Source organism: Cognaticolwellia mytili (genome assembly GCF_002104475.1).
GTDB lineage: Bacteria > Pseudomonadota > Gammaproteobacteria > Enterobacterales > Alteromonadaceae > Cognaticolwellia > Cognaticolwellia mytili.
Window position 1 is genome coordinate 689,055 of record NZ_NBOF01000003.1, and the last position, 20,311, is coordinate 709,365.

General features: G+C 37.5%; 33 protein-coding genes and 1 pseudogene. 22 read left to right on the forward strand and 12 right to left on the reverse strand.

The window, feature by feature from the left end:
- Positions 1-2: 2 nt before the first annotated feature.
- The 11 genes from B7C41_RS12660 to B7C41_RS12710 all read right to left on the reverse strand — a co-directional run bounded on the left by B7C41_RS12660 (position 3) and on the right by B7C41_RS12710 (position 4,725).
- Positions 3-356, reverse strand: coding sequence for a DUF2730 family protein (locus tag B7C41_RS12660; RefSeq protein WP_085299267.1), 354 nt, complete (start codon positions 354-356; stop codon positions 3-5).
- Between the two features lie 2 nt (positions 357-358).
- A complete protein-coding gene (locus tag B7C41_RS12665; RefSeq protein WP_085299268.1) occupies positions 359-583 on the reverse strand; it encodes a TraR/DksA C4-type zinc finger protein in 225 nt (74 codons plus the stop codon).
- A gap of 2 nt (positions 584-585) precedes the next feature.
- Positions 586-855 (reverse strand): hypothetical protein, encoded by a 270-nt coding sequence (locus B7C41_RS12670; RefSeq protein WP_085299269.1) that lies wholly within the window; start codon positions 853-855, stop codon positions 586-588.
- Between the two features lie 11 nt (positions 856-866).
- Positions 867-1,067: a hypothetical protein gene (locus B7C41_RS12675; RefSeq protein WP_085299270.1), complete on the reverse strand. Its 201-nt coding sequence runs from the start codon at positions 1,065-1,067 to the stop codon at positions 867-869.
- The gene (locus B7C41_RS12680; protein ID WP_085299271.1) at positions 1,060-1,290 is read right to left on the reverse strand and encodes a hypothetical protein; all 231 of its coding nucleotides are present in this window, start codon (positions 1,288-1,290) and stop codon (positions 1,060-1,062) included. Before B7C41_RS12680 ends, B7C41_RS12675 begins: the two co-directional genes overlap by 8 nt.
- Entirely contained in the window at positions 1,283-1,846 is a 564-nt protein-coding gene (locus B7C41_RS12685) for a glycoside hydrolase family 108 protein (RefSeq protein ID WP_085299272.1), read from the reverse strand. Before B7C41_RS12685 ends, B7C41_RS12680 begins: the two co-directional genes overlap by 8 nt.
- Before the next feature lie 67 nt (positions 1,847-1,913).
- On the reverse strand, positions 1,914-2,330 hold the full coding sequence (locus tag B7C41_RS12690; protein ID WP_085299273.1) for a hypothetical protein: 417 nt from the start codon (positions 2,328-2,330) through the stop codon (positions 1,914-1,916).
- A gap of 4 nt (positions 2,331-2,334) precedes the next feature.
- Positions 2,335-2,850 carry a hypothetical protein gene (locus tag B7C41_RS12695; protein ID WP_085299274.1) on the reverse strand — a complete coding sequence of 172 codons (516 nt, stop codon included), beginning with the start codon at positions 2,848-2,850 and terminating at the stop codon, positions 2,335-2,337.
- An 8-nt stretch (positions 2,851-2,858) separates the two neighbouring features.
- On the reverse strand, positions 2,859-3,050 hold the full coding sequence (locus B7C41_RS12700) for a hypothetical protein (RefSeq protein WP_085299275.1): 192 nt from the start codon (positions 3,048-3,050) through the stop codon (positions 2,859-2,861).
- A 51-nt stretch (positions 3,051-3,101) separates the two neighbouring features.
- Positions 3,102-3,737 (reverse strand): hypothetical protein, encoded by a 636-nt coding sequence (locus B7C41_RS12705; protein WP_085299276.1) that lies wholly within the window; start codon positions 3,735-3,737, stop codon positions 3,102-3,104.
- Positions 3,738-3,762: 25 nt separating this feature from the next.
- Positions 3,763-4,725: a LexA family transcriptional regulator gene (locus B7C41_RS12710; RefSeq protein ID WP_085299277.1), complete on the reverse strand. Its 963-nt coding sequence runs from the start codon at positions 4,723-4,725 to the stop codon at positions 3,763-3,765.
- A gap of 101 nt (positions 4,726-4,826) precedes the next feature.
- On the opposite strand from B7C41_RS12710, the gene B7C41_RS12715 reads away from it, so the two are divergent.
- From B7C41_RS12715 to B7C41_RS12800, 18 genes and pseudogenes are all read left to right on the forward strand, one after another.
- Entirely contained in the window at positions 4,827-5,096 is a 270-nt protein-coding gene (locus tag B7C41_RS12715; protein ID WP_085299278.1) for a helix-turn-helix domain-containing protein, read from the forward strand.
- A 12-nt stretch (positions 5,097-5,108) separates the two neighbouring features.
- Positions 5,109-5,357 carry a hypothetical protein gene (locus B7C41_RS12720; RefSeq protein ID WP_085299279.1) on the forward strand — a complete coding sequence of 83 codons (249 nt, stop codon included), beginning with the start codon at positions 5,109-5,111 and terminating at the stop codon, positions 5,355-5,357.
- The gene (locus B7C41_RS12725) at positions 5,350-5,835 is read left to right on the forward strand and encodes a hypothetical protein (RefSeq protein ID WP_085299280.1); all 486 of its coding nucleotides are present in this window, start codon (positions 5,350-5,352) and stop codon (positions 5,833-5,835) included. The genes B7C41_RS12720 and B7C41_RS12725 overlap by 8 nt, the downstream gene beginning before the upstream one ends.
- A 108-nt stretch (positions 5,836-5,943) precedes the next feature.
- The gene (locus tag B7C41_RS12730) at positions 5,944-6,252 is read left to right on the forward strand and encodes a helix-turn-helix domain-containing protein (RefSeq protein ID WP_085299281.1); all 309 of its coding nucleotides are present in this window, start codon (positions 5,944-5,946) and stop codon (positions 6,250-6,252) included.
- Positions 6,253-6,261: 9 nt separating this feature from the next.
- Positions 6,262-6,723: a hypothetical protein gene (locus B7C41_RS12735; RefSeq protein WP_085299282.1), complete on the forward strand. Its 462-nt coding sequence runs from the start codon at positions 6,262-6,264 to the stop codon at positions 6,721-6,723.
- Positions 6,723-7,667, forward strand: coding sequence for a hypothetical protein (locus B7C41_RS12740; protein ID WP_085299283.1), 945 nt, complete (start codon positions 6,723-6,725; stop codon positions 7,665-7,667). Before B7C41_RS12735 ends, B7C41_RS12740 begins: the two co-directional genes overlap by 1 nt.
- Before the next feature lie 32 nt (positions 7,668-7,699).
- Positions 7,700-9,484, forward strand: a complete 1,785-nt coding sequence (locus B7C41_RS12745; RefSeq protein WP_085299284.1) for a DDE-type integrase/transposase/recombinase — start codon at positions 7,700-7,702, stop codon at positions 9,482-9,484.
- A 24-nt stretch (positions 9,485-9,508) separates the two neighbouring features.
- Positions 9,509-10,954, forward strand: coding sequence for an ExeA family protein (locus tag B7C41_RS12750; RefSeq protein WP_085299285.1), 1,446 nt, complete (start codon positions 9,509-9,511; stop codon positions 10,952-10,954).
- Positions 10,954-11,574 (forward strand): DUF3164 family protein, encoded by a 621-nt coding sequence (locus tag B7C41_RS12755; RefSeq protein ID WP_085299286.1) that lies wholly within the window; start codon positions 10,954-10,956, stop codon positions 11,572-11,574. Before B7C41_RS12750 ends, B7C41_RS12755 begins: the two co-directional genes overlap by 1 nt.
- 9 nt (positions 11,575-11,583) lie before the next feature.
- Positions 11,584-11,778 carry a hypothetical protein gene (locus B7C41_RS12760; protein WP_085299287.1) on the forward strand — a complete coding sequence of 65 codons (195 nt, stop codon included), beginning with the start codon at positions 11,584-11,586 and terminating at the stop codon, positions 11,776-11,778.
- A 3-nt stretch (positions 11,779-11,781) separates the two neighbouring features.
- Positions 11,782-12,216 (forward strand): regulatory protein GemA, encoded by a 435-nt coding sequence (locus B7C41_RS12765; protein WP_085299288.1) that lies wholly within the window; start codon positions 11,782-11,784, stop codon positions 12,214-12,216.
- A gap of 2 nt (positions 12,217-12,218) precedes the next feature.
- Positions 12,219-12,578, forward strand: a complete 360-nt coding sequence (locus B7C41_RS12770; RefSeq protein WP_085299289.1) for a Mor transcription activator family protein — start codon at positions 12,219-12,221, stop codon at positions 12,576-12,578.
- Position 12,579: 1 nt separating this feature from the next.
- Entirely contained in the window at positions 12,580-13,089 is a 510-nt protein-coding gene (locus B7C41_RS12775) for a hypothetical protein (RefSeq protein ID WP_085299290.1), read from the forward strand.
- Positions 13,090-13,365, forward strand: a complete 276-nt coding sequence (locus B7C41_RS12780; protein WP_085299291.1) for a hypothetical protein — start codon at positions 13,090-13,092, stop codon at positions 13,363-13,365. It abuts the gene before it with no gap.
- Between the two features lie 2 nt (positions 13,366-13,367).
- Positions 13,368-13,559 carry a hypothetical protein gene (locus tag B7C41_RS12785; protein ID WP_085299292.1) on the forward strand — a complete coding sequence of 64 codons (192 nt, stop codon included), beginning with the start codon at positions 13,368-13,370 and terminating at the stop codon, positions 13,557-13,559.
- A 1-nt stretch (position 13,560) separates the two neighbouring features.
- The gene (locus B7C41_RS12790; RefSeq protein WP_085299293.1) at positions 13,561-14,043 is read left to right on the forward strand and encodes a hypothetical protein; all 483 of its coding nucleotides are present in this window, start codon (positions 13,561-13,563) and stop codon (positions 14,041-14,043) included.
- 129 nt (positions 14,044-14,172) lie between these two features.
- Positions 14,173-14,259: pseudogene (locus tag B7C41_RS20425) on the forward strand (DUF998 domain-containing protein); the annotation flags it as partial.
- A gap of 497 nt (positions 14,260-14,756) precedes the next feature.
- Positions 14,757-14,999: a hypothetical protein gene (locus B7C41_RS12800; protein ID WP_085299295.1), complete on the forward strand. Its 243-nt coding sequence runs from the start codon at positions 14,757-14,759 to the stop codon at positions 14,997-14,999.
- 342 nt (positions 15,000-15,341) lie between these two features.
- Here the strand turns inward: B7C41_RS12800 and B7C41_RS12805 are convergent, their stop codons facing one another.
- The gene (locus B7C41_RS12805) at positions 15,342-16,298 is read right to left on the reverse strand and encodes an IS110 family RNA-guided transposase (RefSeq protein WP_085299296.1); all 957 of its coding nucleotides are present in this window, start codon (positions 16,296-16,298) and stop codon (positions 15,342-15,344) included.
- Between the two features lie 337 nt (positions 16,299-16,635).
- On the opposite strand from B7C41_RS12805, the gene B7C41_RS20430 reads away from it, so the two are divergent.
- From B7C41_RS20430 to B7C41_RS12830, 4 genes are all read left to right on the forward strand, one after another.
- Positions 16,636-17,250 carry a DUF5677 domain-containing protein gene (locus tag B7C41_RS20430; RefSeq protein WP_235839702.1) on the forward strand — a complete coding sequence of 205 codons (615 nt, stop codon included), beginning with the start codon at positions 16,636-16,638 and terminating at the stop codon, positions 17,248-17,250.
- A gap of 152 nt (positions 17,251-17,402) precedes the next feature.
- Positions 17,403-18,053 (forward strand): hypothetical protein, encoded by a 651-nt coding sequence (locus tag B7C41_RS12820; RefSeq protein ID WP_085299297.1) that lies wholly within the window; start codon positions 17,403-17,405, stop codon positions 18,051-18,053.
- A gap of 713 nt (positions 18,054-18,766) precedes the next feature.
- Complete coding sequence (locus B7C41_RS12825) at positions 18,767-19,318, forward strand: flagellar basal body FlgE domain-containing protein (protein WP_085299298.1); 552 nt, start codon at positions 18,767-18,769, stop codon at positions 19,316-19,318.
- Between the two features lie 121 nt (positions 19,319-19,439).
- Positions 19,440-20,192 (forward strand): hypothetical protein, encoded by a 753-nt coding sequence (locus B7C41_RS12830; RefSeq protein WP_085299299.1) that lies wholly within the window; start codon positions 19,440-19,442, stop codon positions 20,190-20,192.
- Positions 20,193-20,311: the final 119 nt, after the last annotated feature.

A 20,311-nucleotide genomic window follows, 5' to 3' on the forward strand; every position in this document is an offset into this window, starting at 1 on the left:
ATTTATCCTTTAATTTCGTTTTCAACAAGCATGTTTACGTGGTTATTAATGTTTTTCAGTAGGTCTTTCATACCGTCAACACTGCCTTTTAACTCGCTAACTTCTTTTTCAAGTGAGTGCCTGTCTTCACTTGAGGGAATACTTTTTAGCTTTGTTTCAATGGTTGTTACTTGAGTTGCTAATGCTATATGTGCTTTGTCGGTGCTGTAGGTATCTTGAATTTTTTGCACTTGAGCTTTTAATATTTCGTGGTCTTTGCGTTTAACAAAAACTAAGACCAAAATAAAAATGGCAATAGAAATAATTGCCGACATAGCAAACTGAATAATTTGAAAATTATCTTTTAAAAACTCCATAACTACTTCCGTCTGTTATTAGAAAACTCATTTAATGTTTGGCAGTCAACACAGCGCACAGCATCAACTGCTTCAATACGTACTTGGGGAACAGGTATTGCACAATCTAAGCAAATGCGTATTCCGTCAATAATCAAAGATTGTTCTTTAACTGGTTTATGTGAAGACAACGCTATATCAAGCGCTTGCTGCTCTAACTTTGCAGCTTGGTCAAATTGGTCAGCCAAGGTTATTCCTTATTTTTTGTTGTACCAGGATATGTTTGTTTTGGCGTTAGTAGCGCATCAACAAGGTTTCTTGCCATGCAAAAATCAACACCGATCACAACGCCTTGTCGGGCCAATGCTCGTTTTAGTGCAGCCCGTAAAATAGGGTCTGTTGATTCACAATAACTTTTGGCAATGCTATTTACTTTTGTTGAAATATCACCGAACTGATAAGACGTTGACTGACAACCAAACAAGGCGACTAGCAGTAAAATGACAATGAAATTTTTCATGTGTTTTTCCTTTAATTGATTAACCAAATAATTAAGGTGAGGATGCCGATAAGGTTATCCAGCAATATGATTGCCATACCGATACCAAAGTAAGCAATGGGCTCATAACTTCTAAATATGGCTGGCTCAGCCTTGTAGCTTTGACATGCAAGGGCGATAAACGCTAAACCCACAATAAGCAAAAAAATGATAACGAGTGACATTTTAAACATGATGAGCCCTTTTATTTGAGGCTGCGTTTTGTGTTGCACGTAGGATGGCCGTTTTAATATCAACTTCTGTTACGTTGTCCCAACCACGACGATATTGCTTTAGTTGTTCAGGACGCTTGTAAATACACTTAAAGGCAATTGACTTGTTAGCTGTTGCCATAAGTATTTCAGCTTGAATTCTGGCGTTACGGCCTTCTTGATAGCGAACATCAGACCTATTCATGCGTACTTACCCCAAAGCCTGCAATAATTTGGCATTCAATAAGAATGTCTAATGCGCGGTCATTCCAGCCTTCAACGTTAACCACTTGACTAATATCAGCTTGCACAAGGTTGTTATAGGCTCGGCAACGTTCACGGGTGAATTGAGTTAAGAATATTAATGAACATGCAGCAGCTGCCGCATTAAGGGTTTTTGGCCCGATAATGCCGTCGACTTTTACTCGTAATAACTTCTGCAGGGTTTTGCGGGCAAAATCGCCGCCTTGATTCACACAGGCATCGAAGAAGGTAAGTGCCAGTTCGTCGGGGAGTAGTCCGCATTGGTTGAAGTTCCAATAGTCTTGAAAATAGATATCTGCCGCTAAGGGGATTGTTAAGTTGGCAATATCAACATTGGGATACCAGCGTTTAGTAATACCGTATTTTGTTTCTAGGCCACGGTCACTACTTGCTACGTTATAGCCACCTTCTTCAACAAGAATTCGGGCAATGGCTTGACGCGCGATACTGGGTATCGTGTCATCAATAAGTAAGATTATTTCGTTTAAGTTTTTCATGCTGCCAGAGTGACAGCATATACAAAGGCGTGGTAATAACCTGTATTAGTAAATTATGGAGGTGGGGCTACAGCTGCTCAATAACAGCTTTTGATAAAATAATAATTATTTTCCTTTCAATACTAAACGTAATATCTTCGTAATTATCCTCATCTGGATGATTGGAAAAAATATTCTCATAATGGTCAAAGTAGAAAGAATGTAATAATGAATCTTTCGTATTACCTAAATAGCAGTTTATTTTTCCATAATAAAAGTCTGTTCGATCACTATACGGAGAAATAGTAAAGTCTATTAGTATTTGAGTACCAAGCATCGTTATAAAGTGCGCTGTAGATGATATATCTGTAGCAGTTGAAATACTCATATCGAACTGATCATAATTAGGCTGTTTATATGCGCTTAACTTTTCAATGATTTTGTTGTAGACCTTTAACCCACTTGAGTAATTTCTATGTGCAAATTGAACTTCATGATCTTGCATTTATTTAATCCTTTATCGCAGACGGCCAATTAAACATATTGGCTGTATTAGCCTTAAACCAATGAACATTATGAAAATACGCTTTATCAACTTTTAAGCGTCGAGCAATATCATCATGACAAACTTCTAATAACAATTTACGAACAGGTGGTTCTTGCAATTCAATAGATTTAATTTTCATTTGCAGATCATTAAATTGGAGCTCTGTAAGAGCCGAGCCATAATTTAAAAGCTCATGTTCCAACATAAGATACTTGTTACGTAAATCATTATGAAGAGAGCCTTGCCCGCGAGTGTCAATAATTAAATCTACAGCTTGTAGCACAGCAACAATAGCTGCGCAAAAAATACCTATTTCTAACTTTGAACTTATTATAGCTACCGCTGATGTCGAGAATATAAGAGAGAATGCACTGACAAAGCGGTGCCAAGCGTTAAAATAGCTTTGGCGTAACATATGATAATAAGAACCTATTCCAAGATGGAATTGACACTGAAACACTTGTTCACTTGACGTCATAGCACTTCCTATTTTTTGGTTTTATCCCCTGAAACTTTATCAGGATTTGGTGGTGTAGCAAAATGCGTTGTAATAGTGTCGCTTCTTGATTCATTACCAAAGTGGAAACGGCCACTCTCACTTTTATTGTGCTTTCTATTTTCGACCAAGCTTTCGCCTGAATCACGGAAAATTACTTTGTCATCTTGCTTTTTAGTCATTATAGCGACTCCTTTAAATTTAGTTTTTTATTTATTTGTATCTAGTTTTCATTACAACATCGAAATTTTGTCTAATATCCATCTACCACCTGTTATCCCTGTAACTTTACATGAATAGTTATTGCGTATTTGTGCGCCAAAGCTATTTTGTGCATCAACATATCCAGTCACTAGATATTGAATTTCATTCTTGCCGCCACGACGTGTTTGTTTTAGTTGGGTAACGTTAGAATTTCCGTAGGAAGAGAAGTCAGCACTTGATGGGGACTTTAATTGACTTTCAACAAACCCCATACAATGAACAAAAGCATAACTGGGGGTTGGTTCTCTTGTTTTTTCCTTTTCTGCGTAATTATCAGAACAAGATTTAAAACCAAAGAATATAGAGGCAAGCACAACAAGCACAAACACGGTGCTAAACAGCTGAATCTTTATGGAGTCTGCTGGATTACTTACGCCACAATGCGGGCATTTATCAATATTTACTTGTACTAGCTGATCGCATTTCTTACATGTCTTTGTTTTATTTTTCATTACTGGCTTTATATTAACAGGCGCTACTTTAGCATAAGGTTCTTCATCTGTTTTTTTATAAACTCCGGCTACTTTCTTCCATAACTGACCATGCTGATCTTTATAAAAATCAGTGCCGTCTATACGGGTTCTTTGTAGTATTTCCTTATCCATTTACCATGTCCTTATCATGAACTATTTAGCCTATATCTTTGGCAATCCAAACTACTTGACCAACAACATCTAATGATTCAAAGCTGTCTTTAGATAAGACCATTGGCTCATATGCCATATTATCGCTGATAAGCTTTAAGTTACCATCAAGTAAGCGCTGAACGCGCTTAACTAATAAAGTGTCATCTTGTCTGATTACATAAATGCTACCATCTTGAATATTGTCAATTTTAGTCATAATCAATAATGAATTGTTGTTCGATATAGTCGGTTCCATTGAGTCACCTTTGGCGAACACTACCACTAAATCTTTTTCGTTAAAGCCTCGGTATTTTAACCATTTATGCCTAAAAGCTAGGTAACGTGTAGGTTGTTCATCACTATTGATAGCACCATGCCCCGCACTTACTTGTACGTTGTAACCGGGGATCATAGCAAATTCATTAGCGTTATCTTGTTGGCCATGGCGATTTAAATAATCGATAAAGCCTTTAAGCTCACTGCTTTCACAATTTTTTTGTAATGCTAATTTAAAAAGCATTGCTTTCACTAATTCGTAATCTTCAGGCGCAGCGTCGAGCACCAAATTATCATGTATATAGGCAGATGCCTCTTTTATCTGCTTCGTTATAGGTACATTTCGTTCTTGTACTCGCTTCTCGGCCTCAATATCACATGCATACACGGAAAGAGCAATATCGTGACGTTGCTCTTTATCGTGTGTCGACAAATGAGACAAGCTAGGTTCACCTTCACCTGTTAATAGCCAATGAATGTTTATCTCATTTTTTTTTGCGTAATTAATAAAAATATCAAAAGGCGTTGTTCCTCTTTTTCTCCATTGGGCTGGATTACCACGATTAACACCAAATTCACGTGCAATGGCGCTATCAGTTGATAACGCGCTCGGTGATAAGGTGTTAACTCTTGATAACATTTTTTTCATTTCTTCTGAGAAACCAGAAAACAAGTCTTCATCTGTTGACATATTTAAAGTTAACCTTAATAATGTGTACTCACTTGATAACAACTTAACCTTTATTTTATTAAAACCTAGCTGCAACTAGGCACTAACAAAGAGAGTCTACTATGGATTATGAAACAATCAAAATTGAGTTAAGCAATAAAGGCTATTCAATGTCTATGATTGCCGCCGCATTAAAATGTACGCCTGTCAATATTCATCAAGTTTGTAAAAGAGCCAACCGTAGTCACCGTGTTGCTAATGCCATTGCTGTGGTACTTGATAAAGAAATCAAAGATATTTTTCCTGACGTTGAGAGTTATCACAACGTTAAGGTATTTGACACGTCTCGCGAAGAACGCATTGCAGACCTTCAACAGCGTCTTGCTAGCTAGGGGAATACCGCCATGCTTCATACTTATCGTCACACGCCACTCGAAACCACTCAGGTAATAGCGGTTAACCGTTCTTGGATCCCGCAAGTAGAGTTGCTTCAAGAGTTGTTCAAACCGGTATTGGTTCATGTGCGTTTGCCAAATGGTGTTCATGTTGTTGCGCCATTACAGAAAAAGTTGAATTCAAATTTATACGAGCTGTTATTTCCAAGCCAGTTGCTTGTTTGGAAAGACAATAAAAAGGCGACTTCTAATGACTAAAACATATTGGAAAAAGGTGGTGCCACATAGCATGCCGCATGCTTTGCAGCTGACTAAGCAGCACGGCATTGAAAAGAAGAACATGAGTGTTGAGCGCATTGGTGATCACTTAAGTGAAACAGGTGATTTAATTTATAAGTGGTTAGGCACTGCCAAAATGCCTGTAAACAAAGTGATTGCCTTTGAACAAGCCTGTGGTGCAAATTTTGTTACTCAATATTTGGCACACAGCCAAGGATTTTTACTTGTGCCAGCGCCAACAGGTCGCAAAGCAAAGCATAAAGATTTAATTGACTTACAAGCTTTTATGATTGAAGTGTCTGGCTTATTGATGCGTAACAGCCAAGAGCAAACGAGTAGCCAAGAGACTGTTGATGGCATTAAGAAATTAATGGAGTCGTTAGCTTTTCATGAGCGCAATATTAGCTCTACAGAGCAACCGCAACATGAACTTGTTTTAGGAGGTAACAATGCTTAAGTCATCATTCAAGCATTACGCACTTAAGCTTGTAGCCAATACATTAGGTGTTCTTTTGATTTTTTCAGTTTTCTATTTTGCACTTTACATTGAAGCGGTAGTTTTATCATGAGCCATAAATATTTTAGCGGTTCACAACATCGTATGAGCATTATTGTCATGTCACTAGTTGGCGCTGAGGCCAATGGTTTGACTATGGCAGATATTTCTGAAAAGTCTGGTGAAAGCAAATCAAACGTTCTTAAGACCTTAGCAAATTTAGAAGCAGTAAACTGGGTAGAGAAGCACCCAGCCAACGACAAGGTTTATCGCCTTACACCATTGTTTAGCCAAATAGCTAATACCATTCAAATAGGTTTGCGAACTGCTGTTCAGCAGCTTGAGCAAGACCAAACCAACTACAACAAAATTATCTAGGAATTCGTTATGTCAAACACTGACACAAAAGTTACAGAACCGACTAAAAAACAAAAACCACTCAACGACAGCAGCCTAAACAAGCTTGTAGAGGCTGCTAAATCAGGCAAAAGAACAAACAAAAAACCGACAAGAACCGAGCAGATCATGCAATTAATGTCTATGGAAGTAGGTGCTATGGATGTACGCAACTGTATGTCAATGGCAAGTGACATTACGAATACAGAACATTATCGCTTGATTAGAGATCATGAATTATTTGTTTATCAAATGAGCTTCCTTAAAACCATATCAACATGGGAAGACTATTGCATTGAAGTGATTAAAGCCCCTGCAAACATAGTGAACAAAGAAATTGATGAGCTACCAGAAATGATAGCTGAATATGAAGAGCTAAGAGCAACGAGAAATCTCCCAGATATGTTAACTGAACTAATGAAAAACAACCGTATTTTAAAGGAATTAGTGTAATGAATGACGTTAGCACCGATTTATCCACTGAGCAGCAAAAAGCCGTTATTGATACCAAAGAATCAGTAGAAAGACTTGAACAAGTACTTTTAGATTTAGGCCAAGTTCGCGCATTCGATTTTTTAAGTAAACTGGTAACGGTTTCCAATCTACGCACTTTACAAAGCATCAAAGAATCCAAGTCCTACAAGGGTTTAACCTATCGAGATAAAGATAAAAAACTGGTAACGGTTTCCACTTGGGATGATTTTTGCCAACATAAATTACAAGTATCCAGAAAGACTATTGATAACAACTTACTTAACTTCAATGAATTCGGTGAAGAGTTTTTTGAAGCTTCACAACGTATTGGTCTAGGTACACGTGAACTTCGTAAACTTCGCCAATTACCTGAGCCACAACAACTAGCGGTAATCAACAGTGAAGAAGTTGATTTAGGTGATAAAGCCGCTGTTAAAGAGCTTATTGAAGATTTGGTTGTCAGCCATACCAAAGAAAAAAAAGAGCTCGCCAAACAAGTCAAAGAAGCTAACAACACCGTAAAAGCTGCACGCGAACTTTCTTCTGAAAAGCAGCAAGAACTTAACGCGATAAAAGAGCAAGAATCAATTCGCCAGTTTAGCCAAGCGCCTTGGCACCGTAACGCGTTAGATAGCGTTAACGCGATGATTGAAGCGCGCGCTTCAATTTCTCAAGGCGCTAACCAGTTACTTGATGTATTAAACAACTTAAGCGCAAATCACGACCTTGACGAAAAAGCCATTGAGCATATTGGTCGCAGCTTGTTAAGCGAAGCACAACACAATTTAAGTGTGGTGAGTGACTTTTGTAATGATGCGTTTTCTCTGCTTGGCGATAAGTTTCACCCTGATTTAACAGCTGATGAATTGTTTAACCAGTTGCATTCGAACAATGATAACGAAGTTACAGATAGCACTGAATAACCGTAAGCCATTAACTTATTAGTAGGTACATTATGATTTCCGACGTAGCAATTAGCATTCTAAAAAATTACGGTGAACAGCTTCAACATGCTGCCAATGGCGCCAAAGGCGCTATTTTAGCAAGTGCTATGGCTGAACTAGGTTGGAGTAAAGACAAGGTTTACCGCAATTTAAAAAATATTGGCTTTAGTAGTGGTAGAAAAGTACGTAAAGATGCAGGTACTACTAGCCAAGATGAACAATCGTTATTAACACTTGCTGCCGTAAGTAAAACGAGCGCACGCGCTAACGGTAAAACCTTGGTTGAAACCACCGATGCTATTAGCATTTTAAGCCAGAACGGACATAAGTTTTTATCACCTAGTTCGGTTAACCGCTTATTGCGCGATAAAAATTTAACCGCTAAACAAACCAAACAAGACACCACCCACGGCTACATTAGAACGTTGCACAGTAACCATGTGCATGAAGCTGATGCTTCATTGTGTGTACTTTATTACCCGCCAAATAATAAGGGCGGCAGAATTCAAAAACACACCACCTTTGCTGAGCAATATAAAAACAAACCTGAGCAGCTTGAAAAAATAAAGCGTTTACGCGTTTGGCGCTATGTAATGGTTGACCATTACAGCGGGTTAATTAGCGTTAAGTACTTTGAAAGTGCAGGTGAAAACCAACAAATTTTGTATGACTTTTTATTGACCTGTTGGGCTAAGGCAAGCGGCTCGCCGTTTCATGGTTTACCTAAAACGCTTTATTGGGACAAAGGCAGTGCCATGACCAGTAAGGCAATTAAACACGCGCTAAGCTGTTTACAAGTTGAACATATTGCCCATACCACCCATTTGGCCCGCGCAACGGGCGCTGTTGAAAAAGCGAATGACATTGTTGAAAAACGTTTTGAAGGCCGTTTGTTTCTTGAGTCTGTAAACAGTGTGGAAGAACTAAATGCCATTGCGCTGAAATGGCAAAACGCTTACAACGCTAATTTAATTCCTAATTACAACGCTAAGCATAGCCGCCATGGTATGGCACGTACTGATGCCTGGCTAACGATTATGCAAGCCGGAAACATTCAACATTTACGTGCTTTACCTAGCCTTGATTACTGTCGTTATATTTTCAGCCATGAGCCTGTAACGCGTATTGTTAAACCTGATTTAGAAATTACTTTTTCTCACCCACAAGTTAAAAAGTCGCTTACGTATAGCCTGGCGAACTTAGACTGCATTTCTGCTGGCATTAAAGTATTGGTTAGCCCCTTGGTTGTTGGTGATGAATGCCGTGTATTAGTGACTATTGAAAATAAATTTGGTGATGATGTATTGCATGAAGTAGCGCCGCTTGAATTTCTTGAAATGGGCTTTCGTGCTGATGCTGCTGTATTTGGTGAAGAGTTCAACACTAAGCAAGATAGCCAAATTGATACCAACCAAAAAGAAATGGACAGGCTTGCTTATCCTGGCTTAAGCGATGAAGACATTGCCAAAGCTAAGAAGAAAAAAGCCATGCCATTTGAGGGCAGCATTGATGCCCTTAGCCATATTGCCAACATTGACGAGCCAGCAGCCATTACGCCGAAAGGCAAAAAGTTTGATGTGCCTGAGCAATTCCAACCGGAAGAACGCAAACCACTTTCACGTATTGAATTAAAAATGGCAGTACTTAAGCAGCTTGGCCGTGATTTAGAGCCGTTTGAAAGTGAGCATGTTGAGCAATTCACTCAAGCATACCGTGAAGACGTTGCCACCATTGTTACTGAGTTGCATAACGGCTTAGTGAAGCCTTCAGCGCAAGTTTTTAAGTTAGTTAAATAACGTTACCTAAACAAGGAGTTTTATATGTCAGCACTATTAAAAATTCATGCTTCAACCGAGTTTTTGTCAATTGGCGATGTGATGGCCAAGCACGAGATCAAACAAGTGAGTTTGGTTCGCCAGTTGTGTGCTGACGGTATGCCATGTAGCAAAGGTACTGCACGTGCATTGATGCAGGGTATTTGGCCTAAAAAGTACAGCCAACAAGCTGTTAAAAAATCAATATTGCGGTTATTCAATGGCCGTTTAACTGGGGAGGAAACGAACACTATGTTCGAGAATGCCGCTGAGCAAAACAGCGAACCACAAACCTTTAGGGCTTCGTTTTTACTGGTTAAATATAGCTTTACCCAAGTAGATGCAAACAAAGTACTTAAAGAAGCGGGGATAAATGTTAGTCCGGCCACGCTCAATATGTTTTTGAATAATGGCTACACCACAACTAAATACACACTAGAGGATTTTCAACAACCACTTCAAGTTTGGTTAACTAAATTTGCCACAAAGGAAGAAATAAAAACCATGTGGCAAACCACCGCCCGTGAGCATAAGGGAACGACGAGAAAAAACATTTTAAAAAACAATTTTGTTGAAAGTATGGAGCCTGAAATGTTAACCCAAAAAGCAATGAAGCACTTTCGTGTTTCTCAACACCCATTTGCCGACGAAATGCGTGGCATGGGTGATTTATACCTTAGTCATCATCATTTACGTGTACGTGAAGCGATGATTCAAGCCGCACAAAATAGCAGTATTTTAGCGGTGTCAGCGGAGTGTGGCGCAGGTAAAACCACCTTACGCGAGTGCTTTAATGAATACACTAAAACTGAAATGCCTAACCTGGTAATTATTGAGCCTGAAGTTACTGATAAAAAGCTACTTACGGCGGCGATGATTTTTGAAGCGATAGCCGACGAGCTTGATATTAAAAATTTAAAAATGGGCCACGAAAAACGTTCTCGCCAAATTAAACGTGAGTTGATCAAAAGCGTTAAAAACGGCAATAGCCATGTGTTAGTAATTGAAGAAGCGCACGATTTAAGTAATGCGGTATTAAAGCATTTAAAACGTGTTCATGAGCTACGCGAAGGTTTTAGAAGTTTACTAGGTATTATTTTGGTTGGCCAAACCGAGCTTAATAAAAACCTAAACAATTATGACGTTCGTGAGTTTTCATTGCGCTGTAACGTGGTTGATTTACCGCCGTTAGGGCTTGGTATTACTGATTATGTTGCTCATAAGTTCAGCCGTAAAGGTGTTGACCATACAAAGGTAATTGACCAGGGCGGCATTGATGCGATTAAAGAACGTTTGCAAGGATCTACTAGTTTCGGCTTAAAACGCAGCCAAGAGGCTAAAGATATGAGCTATCCACTCAACGTTAACACTATGTTGGTTAAGGCAATGAACCTTGCTTGCAGCATGAGTGAGCCGTTGATCACTAAAGAAGTTATTGAAGGAATTAAGTAATGATTGAACAACAAGAAAAACCGACATTTTTATTAAATGCCCGTGGATTTCAAACGCCTATTGACGATATCAAGCCTCAAGACATTTTAAAGCATGACTTAGTAACTGCATTAGCTAAAGAAGCTAAGGCACTAAGTAAAACTCATTATGATTTTAAGCGTAAAACATTTACTGAGGTAAATAACTTAATTTCCTTGGTAGCGGGTGAATACGACGTAAACATTGGTGGTGCAAAAGGTAATGTGTCGTTAACTAGCTACGATCAAAAGCTTCGCATTCAAGTTGGCATTGCTGACCAAATAAGTTTTGGCGCTGAAATTGATATCGCGAAGCAATTGATCACTGAAGTAATTGAAGACGAATTAAGTGATACCAACAGCTTTATAACTCAGTTAATGCGAGACGCATTTGAAGCTGATAAGCAAGGCCATTACAACAAAAATCGTATATTGGCTTTACGTAAATATCGTGATGCAAATAAAACTGAAAAATGGGAAGCAGCAATGAAAGCGCTAGATGAAGCCATTATTTGCAGCGATTCAAAAACCTACATTACCTTTCAAGAGCGCAATATTGAAGGTGCTTGGGTGCAAATTCCGTTAGTTAGTAAGAGTTTGTAGGGACGCATTATGAATGGCGATATGTATCAAGTGTTTGTAGGTAACAATTGTGTAGCAAACAAGATCAAAGAAGCTGATGCAACACAGCAGTACTGGCAGTTATGTAATCGCCATCCTGGCAAACCTGTTTATTTGGCTAAGGTTACGGTTTTAGCCACTAATTCGGCGGCAAATGCCGCCTTACAACAACGTAAGAAGGTGTAACACATGCCTCATAGTAAATTAATACAAAAAATTAAAATCGCAGAAAAGCAGTTTCACGATGATGATGACGATATGAAACGCTTAGTTAAGCTTGAATTAACGGGAAAAAATTCATTAACGGCGATGACATTAAGTGAAAAACAAGACGTTCTTGATCATTACAAAGACCTGGGCTTTGTTGTTCAAGCTAAAGCAAAGAAAAAGTTAACGGGGCCAGCCGCTAAGCTGTTCAGTATTTGGCAGCAAATGGCTGATTCAAAACTTATTCGTGATCGTCGTTATTCTGCTTTAGAAAAATGGGCTATTGAAAACTGTAAGGGTGAAAACAACGGTACACCTATCACTAAGCTTGAATGGTTTACTACGGCTATGCTGCACAGCGCAATTGAGCAGCTAAAAGCTTGGCAAACCCGAGCACAAAAAGCAGTGAGTGCGTAATTATGACCGACAAGCAAGAACGTAACGGCCAGTTTCTTTTTGACCTACTTGAGCTGAATATTCAGCTGTTAAAAGATTCAGGTATTGAAGAAAAAAAGGCGTTTGATATGGCACTAGAAACCTGTCAAACCTTGGCTGGTCGCTATGCTGGCTTACAGTTCTATTTCCCTAAAGGAAAAAAACTCTTGTCGATCATTAACCAATCAAAAGTATTTCAAGAGTGTAACGGCAGAAATATTGACGAATTGGCCATTAAATATGGCTATTCAGCCGTTCACATTTACCGAATGCTAAACAAGGAACATAAGCAGCGCCAGGGCGATATGTTCGATACAAATCAACCGAGTTTATTGGATTTATAAAATGAATTTTAAATTTTACAAAACTAGCAACAAGGCTTTCTTAGACAAACTACGTGAAATTAGAGACCTGAAAATTAAGTTTGACGACAACATCAATTTAATAATGGAAAGTGTGGGGGCCAAATCCTGGCAACAATACACATCAGGCTCAGTTGCTTGTTTTAATTTTGACAAACAACCTTGTAAGACTATTTGGAAAAAATCATGTGATGGCTATTTACCTAAGTTATCAAACAAGGAAGGTAAAAAAATTATAGTTAAAATGAAAGCTGTTGATATTCCTAGTTCGTATAATAACGCGCTTGATTTATATAGCTTTCCTAAAATGGTTATGGGCGAACCAACCAGTAGAGGTATTCCTATGCACGACTCTAGGTTGTGCGGAAAGTTTGAAAAAAACACCTTCTTTGTGAAGGTGCCACAAGAAAACGGTAATGATTTTCAACCGCCATTAGAAATATTTACAGAGGTTAAAGAGTGGGAAATGCTCAAGTTTATGGAAAAAGAATAGATGAAAAATTCAAATTTTATAAAAGTATTGAAACAAACAGGCACTAACGGCATTGCTGAGAAATTAGAACTGATGATGGTGCATAACCCTATGTTATTGGTTAATGCACTGTCTGAAGCTATAGCTGCAGAACATCAACGAAAAGGCTTACATTCTGTGCCTTTTATTCCAACAAAAAAAATGATTGCCGCAGCAGCTGGTGCCAAGTACAGCAAAGAAGATAAAACACTTGTTACAAAAGAGTGGCAAACCATGATTAATGCGGCGGGTAGTTAGTTATGACAGCAAAAGTAGTTATCCAATGTGACGCAATGAACTGTCACAGAGAAATAGATAACAATGGTACTTCTGATGATGTTCAGCAACTGATTGAATGGCATAAATGGAAAAACGACCCAACAACTGATGAATTTCATTACTGTAATGGCTGTTGGCCTAAGTTAAAACATGAATTTGAAGGAAAATTATAAGATGCATTTAACCACTTGCCCTGTATGCCATAGCGCAATTGATTTACTTTCGTTGGTTGAAGATGAAGCCAGTAGTGAGCTATTAGGGGAGGTTTCAAAGCTTGAGTCTTGGTTAGCACCAAATGTTCTGCTTTATATAGGGCTTTTTAAACCAGGTAAAAGCAAATTGAACAACTCGCGTGCTTTAAAGCTATTAAAAGAAACGTTAGCGCTAACCAGTAATAGCCGTTTACTTCTCAAAGCTTGTGAAGCAACAGTTCTTAACATTAGAGAGGCCCGTAAAACTCAAAAAGCAAAGCCATTTAAGGATCACGCTTATTTAATACGAGTAATTGACAGCATGGCTGAATCAACGGTTACTGTTAACGAAGGGAAATCAAACCTTGGTCATGCAGTTATAAAGAAGCAAGGCCACACAACCACGAAAGAAGAAGATGCAATGGCCCATGCTGCAACGTTAGAAAAATTTAACTACAAACAATAAAAAAAGGCTCCTTACGAGCCTTTTCCATATTTGAAACAACTTTTCTAATATCGTCCCACTTAATTCCACACCGTCCCATGTAATCCCGCAATTTTTCGCAATTTTATGTTAATCTTTTCTTACTTCCCTTCACAAAGCAATCCTGGCATCCATCAGCGTATTTCATATGGTTTTCAGCTCATTTGGCTAAGTGCTTTTTCATTAGTATTGGTGTAATTGTAAACTAACAAGTCATTAAAGCAGGACAAAAAACAGTTGGTTTTTGCTCCTTCGTCGCTTATTTTAACCAACTATTTTTAGCCTCTTAATGAGGCGTTATAGCTACCTAGTTTTTGGAGTATGACTTGAGTCAGGATGACAAAGCAGAGTATAAATATAAGGAGCCATTAAGGACTATTTTAATGGTAATAATTCTCGTGTTTCTTTCTGGCATTGGCCTTTTTGCCAACCTTAAAATAATGAGTCCAAATGAACATTCGGTATTCTTTAGTTTGGGTGAATTTGAAAGACTTGGTGTGTTTATTCTAATAATGATAAGCCTCATTTTTCTTGTAGCTAAACCGTTGTTAAGGCTTGTTCTAGGTCAGCGAAAGTAGCAATAACAAGTCATTAAAGCAGGACAAAAAACAGTTGGTTTTTGCTCGTGCCTCGCTCATTTTAACCAACTATTTTATTGCCTCTTAATGAGGCGTTAGTTTTATCGGAGGTTCAATTTGGCAACAACTATTAATACTCAGGCAACAGGTGGATGGGGATACCATCTTGATGTAACAAAAGATCAAGCTGAGGAAATATTAAATGCATCGGAAGGCGATATTATCCCTTTAAATGGGAAGAATGAAACAATAACCGTTGGCTCCAATACAATGGGCCATTATAGAGATAAGGAAGGTGGCGGGAATACTTTCGAAGAACTTGTTGCTTCTGATTTTAGGGAACAATTGCAAAAGCTTTAATAAAACTAACAAGTTACTCAAAAGGACAAATAACAGTTGGCTGTTTGCTCCTTCGTCGCTTAGTTTAGCCAACAATTATTTGCCTCTTAGTGAGGCGTTAGCAGGTTAATTAAAATGGAGATTATCAAATGGACTTTTTTCTAAATATTCTAATTACATTAGGACTTATACCAGCAAAAGATTTATCAGATTCGATGCAAAAGTCGAAAACATTAACAAGTATGGTAATAGTTGGCGCTCTACTCTTTGGGGCTTTTGTATTCTTTCTATTTCATATGGCAGGAAAGCAATAATCACAGTTTGGTGCTGTAACCAGCTAACAAGAGACTATGGCGTCAATAGTTAATTAATAACTTTTGGCGCTTCCCACATAACTCCGTCTCTTAGCATTGAATTTAAGATCACAATCATCTTTCTAATACAGGCAATAACCGCTACCTTCTTAGGTTTTCCTGCAGCCAATAATCGCTGATATGTCGCTTTGAAAACGGGATTAGATTGCATTGCTGACATCATCGCCATGTATAAAACGGTTCTCACTTGTGGCCTTCCTCCTTGAATTTTTCGCTGTCCTTTATATCGACCACTATCTCTATTCATTGGTGCTACACCAATTAAAGCACTGGCTTGTTTGCTGTTAATATAACCCAACTCTGGCAAATTACTGATGAGAGAAGCTGCTGCAATTTTTCCTATTCCCGTCATGCTTTGAAGTATCATATTTTTAGCTTGATATTCAGGGCAGCTTTCGATGAGTTTAACTATTTTATTTTCAATTTTAATTATCTGATTTTTGAATAAAGTCAGTACAGGTTTTATTGTCATCACTAACTCTTTAGGCATGATTTGAAGACGGTTTTTCTCCATCGTTTGCATGTTGAGTAACTGATTCCTTCGCGTTACCAAGTCACTCATAGCTTGCATGGTGTCAGGCTTTAGGCGAGAGAGCTTAGGTTGAATTGCTTCACTGTAATGGGCAATTAATTGCGCATCAAGCTTATCTGTTTTTGCTCGTTGGCCAAGTGCACCAGCGAACCTTTTTATATGAACAGGATTAGCAATGGTGAAGGGTATATTGGCATTCGCACAAGCCAATATAAAGGGCATTTCAAGACGCCCTGTAGCCCCAATAACAACACGTTCAGGCTTGTGTTTTTTAATGATTTTAACGGCTTCTTTAATACCTTTGTCATTGTTTTCTACCGTGAAGTAGATATCTAAAGGACGGATGTAAATATCGAGTTGGTATTTTCCGGTATCAACACCGACGTTAATTTTTTGATTTGTTTTAGTATTCATAATAAGCTAACTCTTACTTGCAAAATGCGGGTTCGAGACCCAGTAGACTATTCGAGTGTGGTGCTTGGAGTCCTTTGTCGCGTTCGTTCTTGTTATCGGTCTCTCAACAGAGGAGCCTTTGCTCAATCGAACTACGACAAGGAAAGCTTAAGTTGCTGCTTAAGCCTGAGTCTCACATTACCCGAAAAGGGTGCTAAATAGTAATTAAGATGGGCGTATTATCCATAAAAGCTGTTAAACAAGGACAAAAAACAGTTGGCTTTTGCTCCTTCGTCGCTAATTTTAGCCAACTATTTTATTGCCTGTTAACAGGGCGTTATGCGTATCAGAGGTTCACTTGAATAATCTAGTTTGGGATGATCTAAATGATATTAGATTCGATGCCTTCTCCAAAATATTTCATAAAAATAAGCAGGAACAGTATGTCGCATTACTGATGACTAGAGTTACAGAGTTAAGCCAAGATACTCTTTTGCTACTAAAAGAAAATCGTATTGCTTCAGCGCCAATTATTCTTCGCAGTGCATTGGAATCATATGTTGACCTCATGTGTGTAATCAATGAGGTCAATTATATTGATGAAATGAATAAATCGTTTGATTTTTATAAGACAAAGACAACAGGAAAAAAAGTTAACTTTAGAGAGTTAATGTCTATTTCAAAGAAGTTTGAACTCGCGGGTGAAGTAGATATTTACAATGGCTTTTACTCGCATTTATGCCGTAATTCTCATGGTAACTTGGAGATGTTAATTAATTTTCACTCTGTTGGCGAACAAATTTCTATTGGGCACAACCCAAAAGAAGATGAGGTTAAAACCTTAGAAAATCAGACTATTGCATTGTCTGCTACGGCATTAATATCTGGATTAAAATTTTTTGGTGGGTTTGAGAGCCAAATCGTTCAACTTGAGCATATCCAACAATGTGCTGGCAGTGGAAAATACGCATAACAAGGCATTCAAACGGACAAAAAACAGTTGGTTGTTTTCACTCCGTTCAACATTTTAACCAACAATTTTTTGCCGCTTAATGTGGCGTTATGTGCTCAAGATTTAACAACAGCTGTAGCTTATTATTTAATTTAATAAATGGAAAATTTTAAATGGAGTTTAAAAAGATGGTACTTAATAAATTGTTCTTAGCTGGTGTCGTTTGTGGTTTTTTTATTGCTGGATGTTTAATTCTAGGGCTGAAATACAATAAAATTGATAATCCGGAGAGTTATCAACTCTCACATCTTCCTCAAATAAAGGAAAATAGGATTAACGATTTCAAACCTCAATCAAGTGATAAAAATGTTAAATTATCTGTCCTTAAAGAAAATCATTTTGCTAAAAAAAGTCATGATGAATCTATAGAGCACCCCCATAGTAAAATAGAAATGAGTAATTCGGAACAATTTGAGGATAAAGTAAAGCCATCAGGTAAAGGTTTTGTTCCTATAGAAAATCAAATAGTAGATGTTAAATGGGCTCCGGTATTTACTAATAAATTAGTTGATACCTTCCAATTATCTGATGAATTGTATTCTTTGGGGATAATTACAGCAATCGAATGCAAGACAACATTATGTGAAATCAAATTTGACTTTAACTCGCCTGAGGACTTCAACGCAGTTTTTAAAATTAGGGACGCTTTTAAGCAAACCACGTTAAAAAAGCATGGTTTGGTTTTTGATTTCCTTGAAAAGGAAAATATGGTTAAAATTTTGGTTGGTAGAAGTGATGATAGCTTTGTAGGTATTTACCAGTAAAATTTGGTAAATAGAATATAAGCCCTTAGCACATAACAAAGATGCGCATTGCTGCTGGTATTAGCTGTGTTTTATATATTCCGTTATTTTTAGCTGTTTACTTCTATGCATTTTAAACCTAACAAGGGTTTTCAAGTCGGACTCGTAACAGTTTGCTCGGTTCCGCTTCGCTGCACATTTTAGCAAACTATTACAAGCCGCTTAAAACGGCGTTATGTGTTCAGTCAAACAAAGTGTCCCCAAATTTAATCAGGTATCTTTGTAATAAAAAACCTCAATTGAAGACTATTACTTTGAAACAGCAATTTATCGCTGAACTGGCGTTAATTACAAGGAATATATATATGAGTACATCAGAAGGTAGTAATGAGAAATTAGAGAGTCCAATCATTTTTTGGGCTTCAATAGGAGTATGTATTGGGTGTTCGTTAGGAGTCACTATGAAACTAGATAGTGTTGCACTTATTTTATCTGGCTTTGCCGGTCTAGCTATTGGTTTGGGCGTTGGTTATGGCACTAAGAAGACTCAAGATAAAAGTGACGAACAAAATTAGAGTAAAAACACATAACAAGCTAATTAATAAGGACAAAAAAAGTTGGCTGTTTTCGTTCCTCAACATTTTAGCCAACAATTTTTTGCCCATTATTAGGGCGTTATATTTATAAAAATATCGGTGAATTATTCACCAACATTAAAGCTTAAGGATGAGAATATGAAAAAGCCACTATTAGTGTTGTCTGCATTAATTGCTCTAACTGCATGTAATGATTCGTCATCGGATGTAAAAGAAGAAGTACAAGAAACCCAAGAAATAACTGTATCTCTTGAAACAAACAAAGTTCAACTGCAATTCAATTTACCTGCAAGTTCAGAGGTATTAAATACAGAAGAAATTTCACTTGATGACCCCCTTACATATAATGCTAGTGTCAGTACTTATATATGTGAGCCATCAGGAGAACAGGCTTTATTACATATATACTTTCTAAAAAGAGAACCTCAAAAATGGGATGTATATTATAGCTTAGATGACGACTTACTTGACATTGATGGTGGTGTAATTGGTGGTACAGGGCAAAACAAAGCGACTCTAGAGTTTGATGAATTAGGTAATTTCGTTAGGCAAGTACCTTATATATTAAATACAACTGAACTCCAATATCCAGAAAAAAATTACAGTATTGAATTTGATTTTTATAGTGATTCGACTACAAATTTAGACGAAAATTTTACTGCTAAAAATCTTGATTCTAACGGTTGTTAACAATAAATATAACAAGGCGCTCAAAAGGACAAATAACAGTTGGTTTTTGCTCCTTCGTCGCTTATTTTAACCAACCATTATTTTCCGCTTAGCAAAGCGTTAGTTGCAACAAAGAGTCTGCATGCATATCAAACTAAAACCTTTATTTATACCTTTAACGTTGCTCTTTTGTAGTTTGAGTGTTTTTGCTTTACCTCAAAACAATGATGTTTCAGCTGAACAAATCATGACTTCTTTAGAAAGTGTATATAGTAAAAGTAACTCCTATTCAGATTCAGGACTTGTAAAAACAACATTTTTTACAGAAGATGGTGCACGAGTCAGTGGAAGACCATTTGCTACTGATTTTATTCGTTCTAAAAATTTTAGATTTGAATTCGCCTCAAAACACCCATTTCCATTTGCAACACTAGACAGAACCATAATTGTAAAAAATGAAAATGGTGTTTTTCAGTGGCGAAATCATGACTTAGGTGAAGACAAGAAAGGTATTCATGAGGAGAATAGTCTTGGCTTAGCAATCGCGGGCGCTACAGGAATATCAGGAGGTTCCGCTTATAGAATGCCATCATTATTAGGTGTAAAAGGTGTGGGTGGATGGAAAAAAAAGCTAACTGATTATAATGAAATTTTACGAATTGAAGATGGATTGTTAAACGGAGAAACGTATTACCGTATAAATGCAATTTATCAAGGGAAGAAAGATAAAACAAAATCAATAGTTTTATGGATTAACAAAACTACTTATTTAATACATCGTATTGACTCCAAACATCAGTTTCCAAAGTTCCGAACGGAATCTACTACGACTTATAGTCCATCCGTTAATATTGATATTAAGAATAGTAGATTCATATTGAATAACGATATGTAATATACAACTAACAAGGCAATCAAGCAGGAAAATTTACAGCTGGCTGTTTTCACTGCGTTCAACATTTTAGCCAGCTATAAATTTCCTCTTAATGAGGCGTTATAAGTACATAAACAGGG

What these genes read in the sequence shown, in the direction of transcription:
- B7C41_RS12695 (WP_085299274.1), bottom strand. Translation starts at nt 2,850, where the DNA reads ATGACGTCAAGTGAACAAGTGTTTCAGTGTCAATTCCATCTTGGAATA.
- B7C41_RS12685 (WP_085299272.1), bottom strand. Translation starts at nt 1,846, where the DNA reads ATGAAAAACTTAAACGAAATAATCTTACTTATTGATGACACGATACCC.
- B7C41_RS12745 (WP_085299284.1), top strand. Translation starts at nt 7,700, where the DNA reads ATGATTTCCGACGTAGCAATTAGCATTCTAAAAAATTACGGTGAACAG.
- B7C41_RS12660 (WP_085299267.1), bottom strand. Translation starts at nt 356, where the DNA reads ATGGAGTTTTTAAAAGATAATTTTCAAATTATTCAGTTTGCTATGTCG.
- B7C41_RS12675 (WP_085299270.1), bottom strand. Translation starts at nt 1,067, where the DNA reads ATGTTTAAAATGTCACTCGTTATCATTTTTTTGCTTATTGTGGGTTTA.
- B7C41_RS12735 (WP_085299282.1), top strand. Translation starts at nt 6,262, where the DNA reads ATGTCAAACACTGACACAAAAGTTACAGAACCGACTAAAAAACAAAAA.
- B7C41_RS12715 (WP_085299278.1), top strand. Translation starts at nt 4,827, where the DNA reads ATGGATTATGAAACAATCAAAATTGAGTTAAGCAATAAAGGCTATTCA.
- B7C41_RS12820 (WP_085299297.1), top strand. Translation starts at nt 17,403, where the DNA reads ATGGAGTTTAAAAAGATGGTACTTAATAAATTGTTCTTAGCTGGTGTC.
- B7C41_RS12740 (WP_085299283.1), top strand. Translation starts at nt 6,723, where the DNA reads ATGAATGACGTTAGCACCGATTTATCCACTGAGCAGCAAAAAGCCGTT.
- B7C41_RS12730 (WP_085299281.1), top strand. Translation starts at nt 5,944, where the DNA reads ATGAGCCATAAATATTTTAGCGGTTCACAACATCGTATGAGCATTATT.
- B7C41_RS12705 (WP_085299276.1), bottom strand. Translation starts at nt 3,737, where the DNA reads ATGGATAAGGAAATACTACAAAGAACCCGTATAGACGGCACTGATTTT.
- B7C41_RS12700 (WP_085299275.1), bottom strand. Translation starts at nt 3,050, where the DNA reads ATGACTAAAAAGCAAGATGACAAAGTAATTTTCCGTGATTCAGGCGAA.
- B7C41_RS12830 (WP_085299299.1), top strand. Translation starts at nt 19,440, where the DNA reads ATGCATATCAAACTAAAACCTTTATTTATACCTTTAACGTTGCTCTTT.
- B7C41_RS12750 (WP_085299285.1), top strand. Translation starts at nt 9,509, where the DNA reads ATGTCAGCACTATTAAAAATTCATGCTTCAACCGAGTTTTTGTCAATT.
- B7C41_RS12805 (WP_085299296.1), bottom strand. Translation starts at nt 16,298, where the DNA reads ATGAATACTAAAACAAATCAAAAAATTAACGTCGGTGTTGATACCGGA.
- B7C41_RS12770 (WP_085299289.1), top strand. Translation starts at nt 12,219, where the DNA reads ATGACCGACAAGCAAGAACGTAACGGCCAGTTTCTTTTTGACCTACTT.
- B7C41_RS12710 (WP_085299277.1), bottom strand. Translation starts at nt 4,725, where the DNA reads ATGTCAACAGATGAAGACTTGTTTTCTGGTTTCTCAGAAGAAATGAAA.
- B7C41_RS12720 (WP_085299279.1), top strand. Translation starts at nt 5,109, where the DNA reads ATGCTTCATACTTATCGTCACACGCCACTCGAAACCACTCAGGTAATA.
- B7C41_RS12755 (WP_085299286.1), top strand. Translation starts at nt 10,954, where the DNA reads ATGATTGAACAACAAGAAAAACCGACATTTTTATTAAATGCCCGTGGA.
- B7C41_RS12725 (WP_085299280.1), top strand. Translation starts at nt 5,350, where the DNA reads ATGACTAAAACATATTGGAAAAAGGTGGTGCCACATAGCATGCCGCAT.
- B7C41_RS12825 (WP_085299298.1), top strand. Translation starts at nt 18,767, where the DNA reads ATGAAAAAGCCACTATTAGTGTTGTCTGCATTAATTGCTCTAACTGCA.
- B7C41_RS12670 (WP_085299269.1), bottom strand. Translation starts at nt 855, where the DNA reads ATGAAAAATTTCATTGTCATTTTACTGCTAGTCGCCTTGTTTGGTTGT.
- B7C41_RS12690 (WP_085299273.1), bottom strand. Translation starts at nt 2,330, where the DNA reads ATGCAAGATCATGAAGTTCAATTTGCACATAGAAATTACTCAAGTGGG.
- B7C41_RS12785 (WP_085299292.1), top strand. Translation starts at nt 13,368, where the DNA reads ATGACAGCAAAAGTAGTTATCCAATGTGACGCAATGAACTGTCACAGA.
- B7C41_RS12765 (WP_085299288.1), top strand. Translation starts at nt 11,782, where the DNA reads ATGCCTCATAGTAAATTAATACAAAAAATTAAAATCGCAGAAAAGCAG.
- B7C41_RS12775 (WP_085299290.1), top strand. Translation starts at nt 12,580, where the DNA reads ATGAATTTTAAATTTTACAAAACTAGCAACAAGGCTTTCTTAGACAAA.
- B7C41_RS12790 (WP_085299293.1), top strand. Translation starts at nt 13,561, where the DNA reads ATGCATTTAACCACTTGCCCTGTATGCCATAGCGCAATTGATTTACTT.
- B7C41_RS12680 (WP_085299271.1), bottom strand. Translation starts at nt 1,290, where the DNA reads ATGAATAGGTCTGATGTTCGCTATCAAGAAGGCCGTAACGCCAGAATT.
- B7C41_RS12760 (WP_085299287.1), top strand. Translation starts at nt 11,584, where the DNA reads ATGAATGGCGATATGTATCAAGTGTTTGTAGGTAACAATTGTGTAGCA.
- B7C41_RS12780 (WP_085299291.1), top strand. Translation starts at nt 13,090, where the DNA reads ATGAAAAATTCAAATTTTATAAAAGTATTGAAACAAACAGGCACTAAC.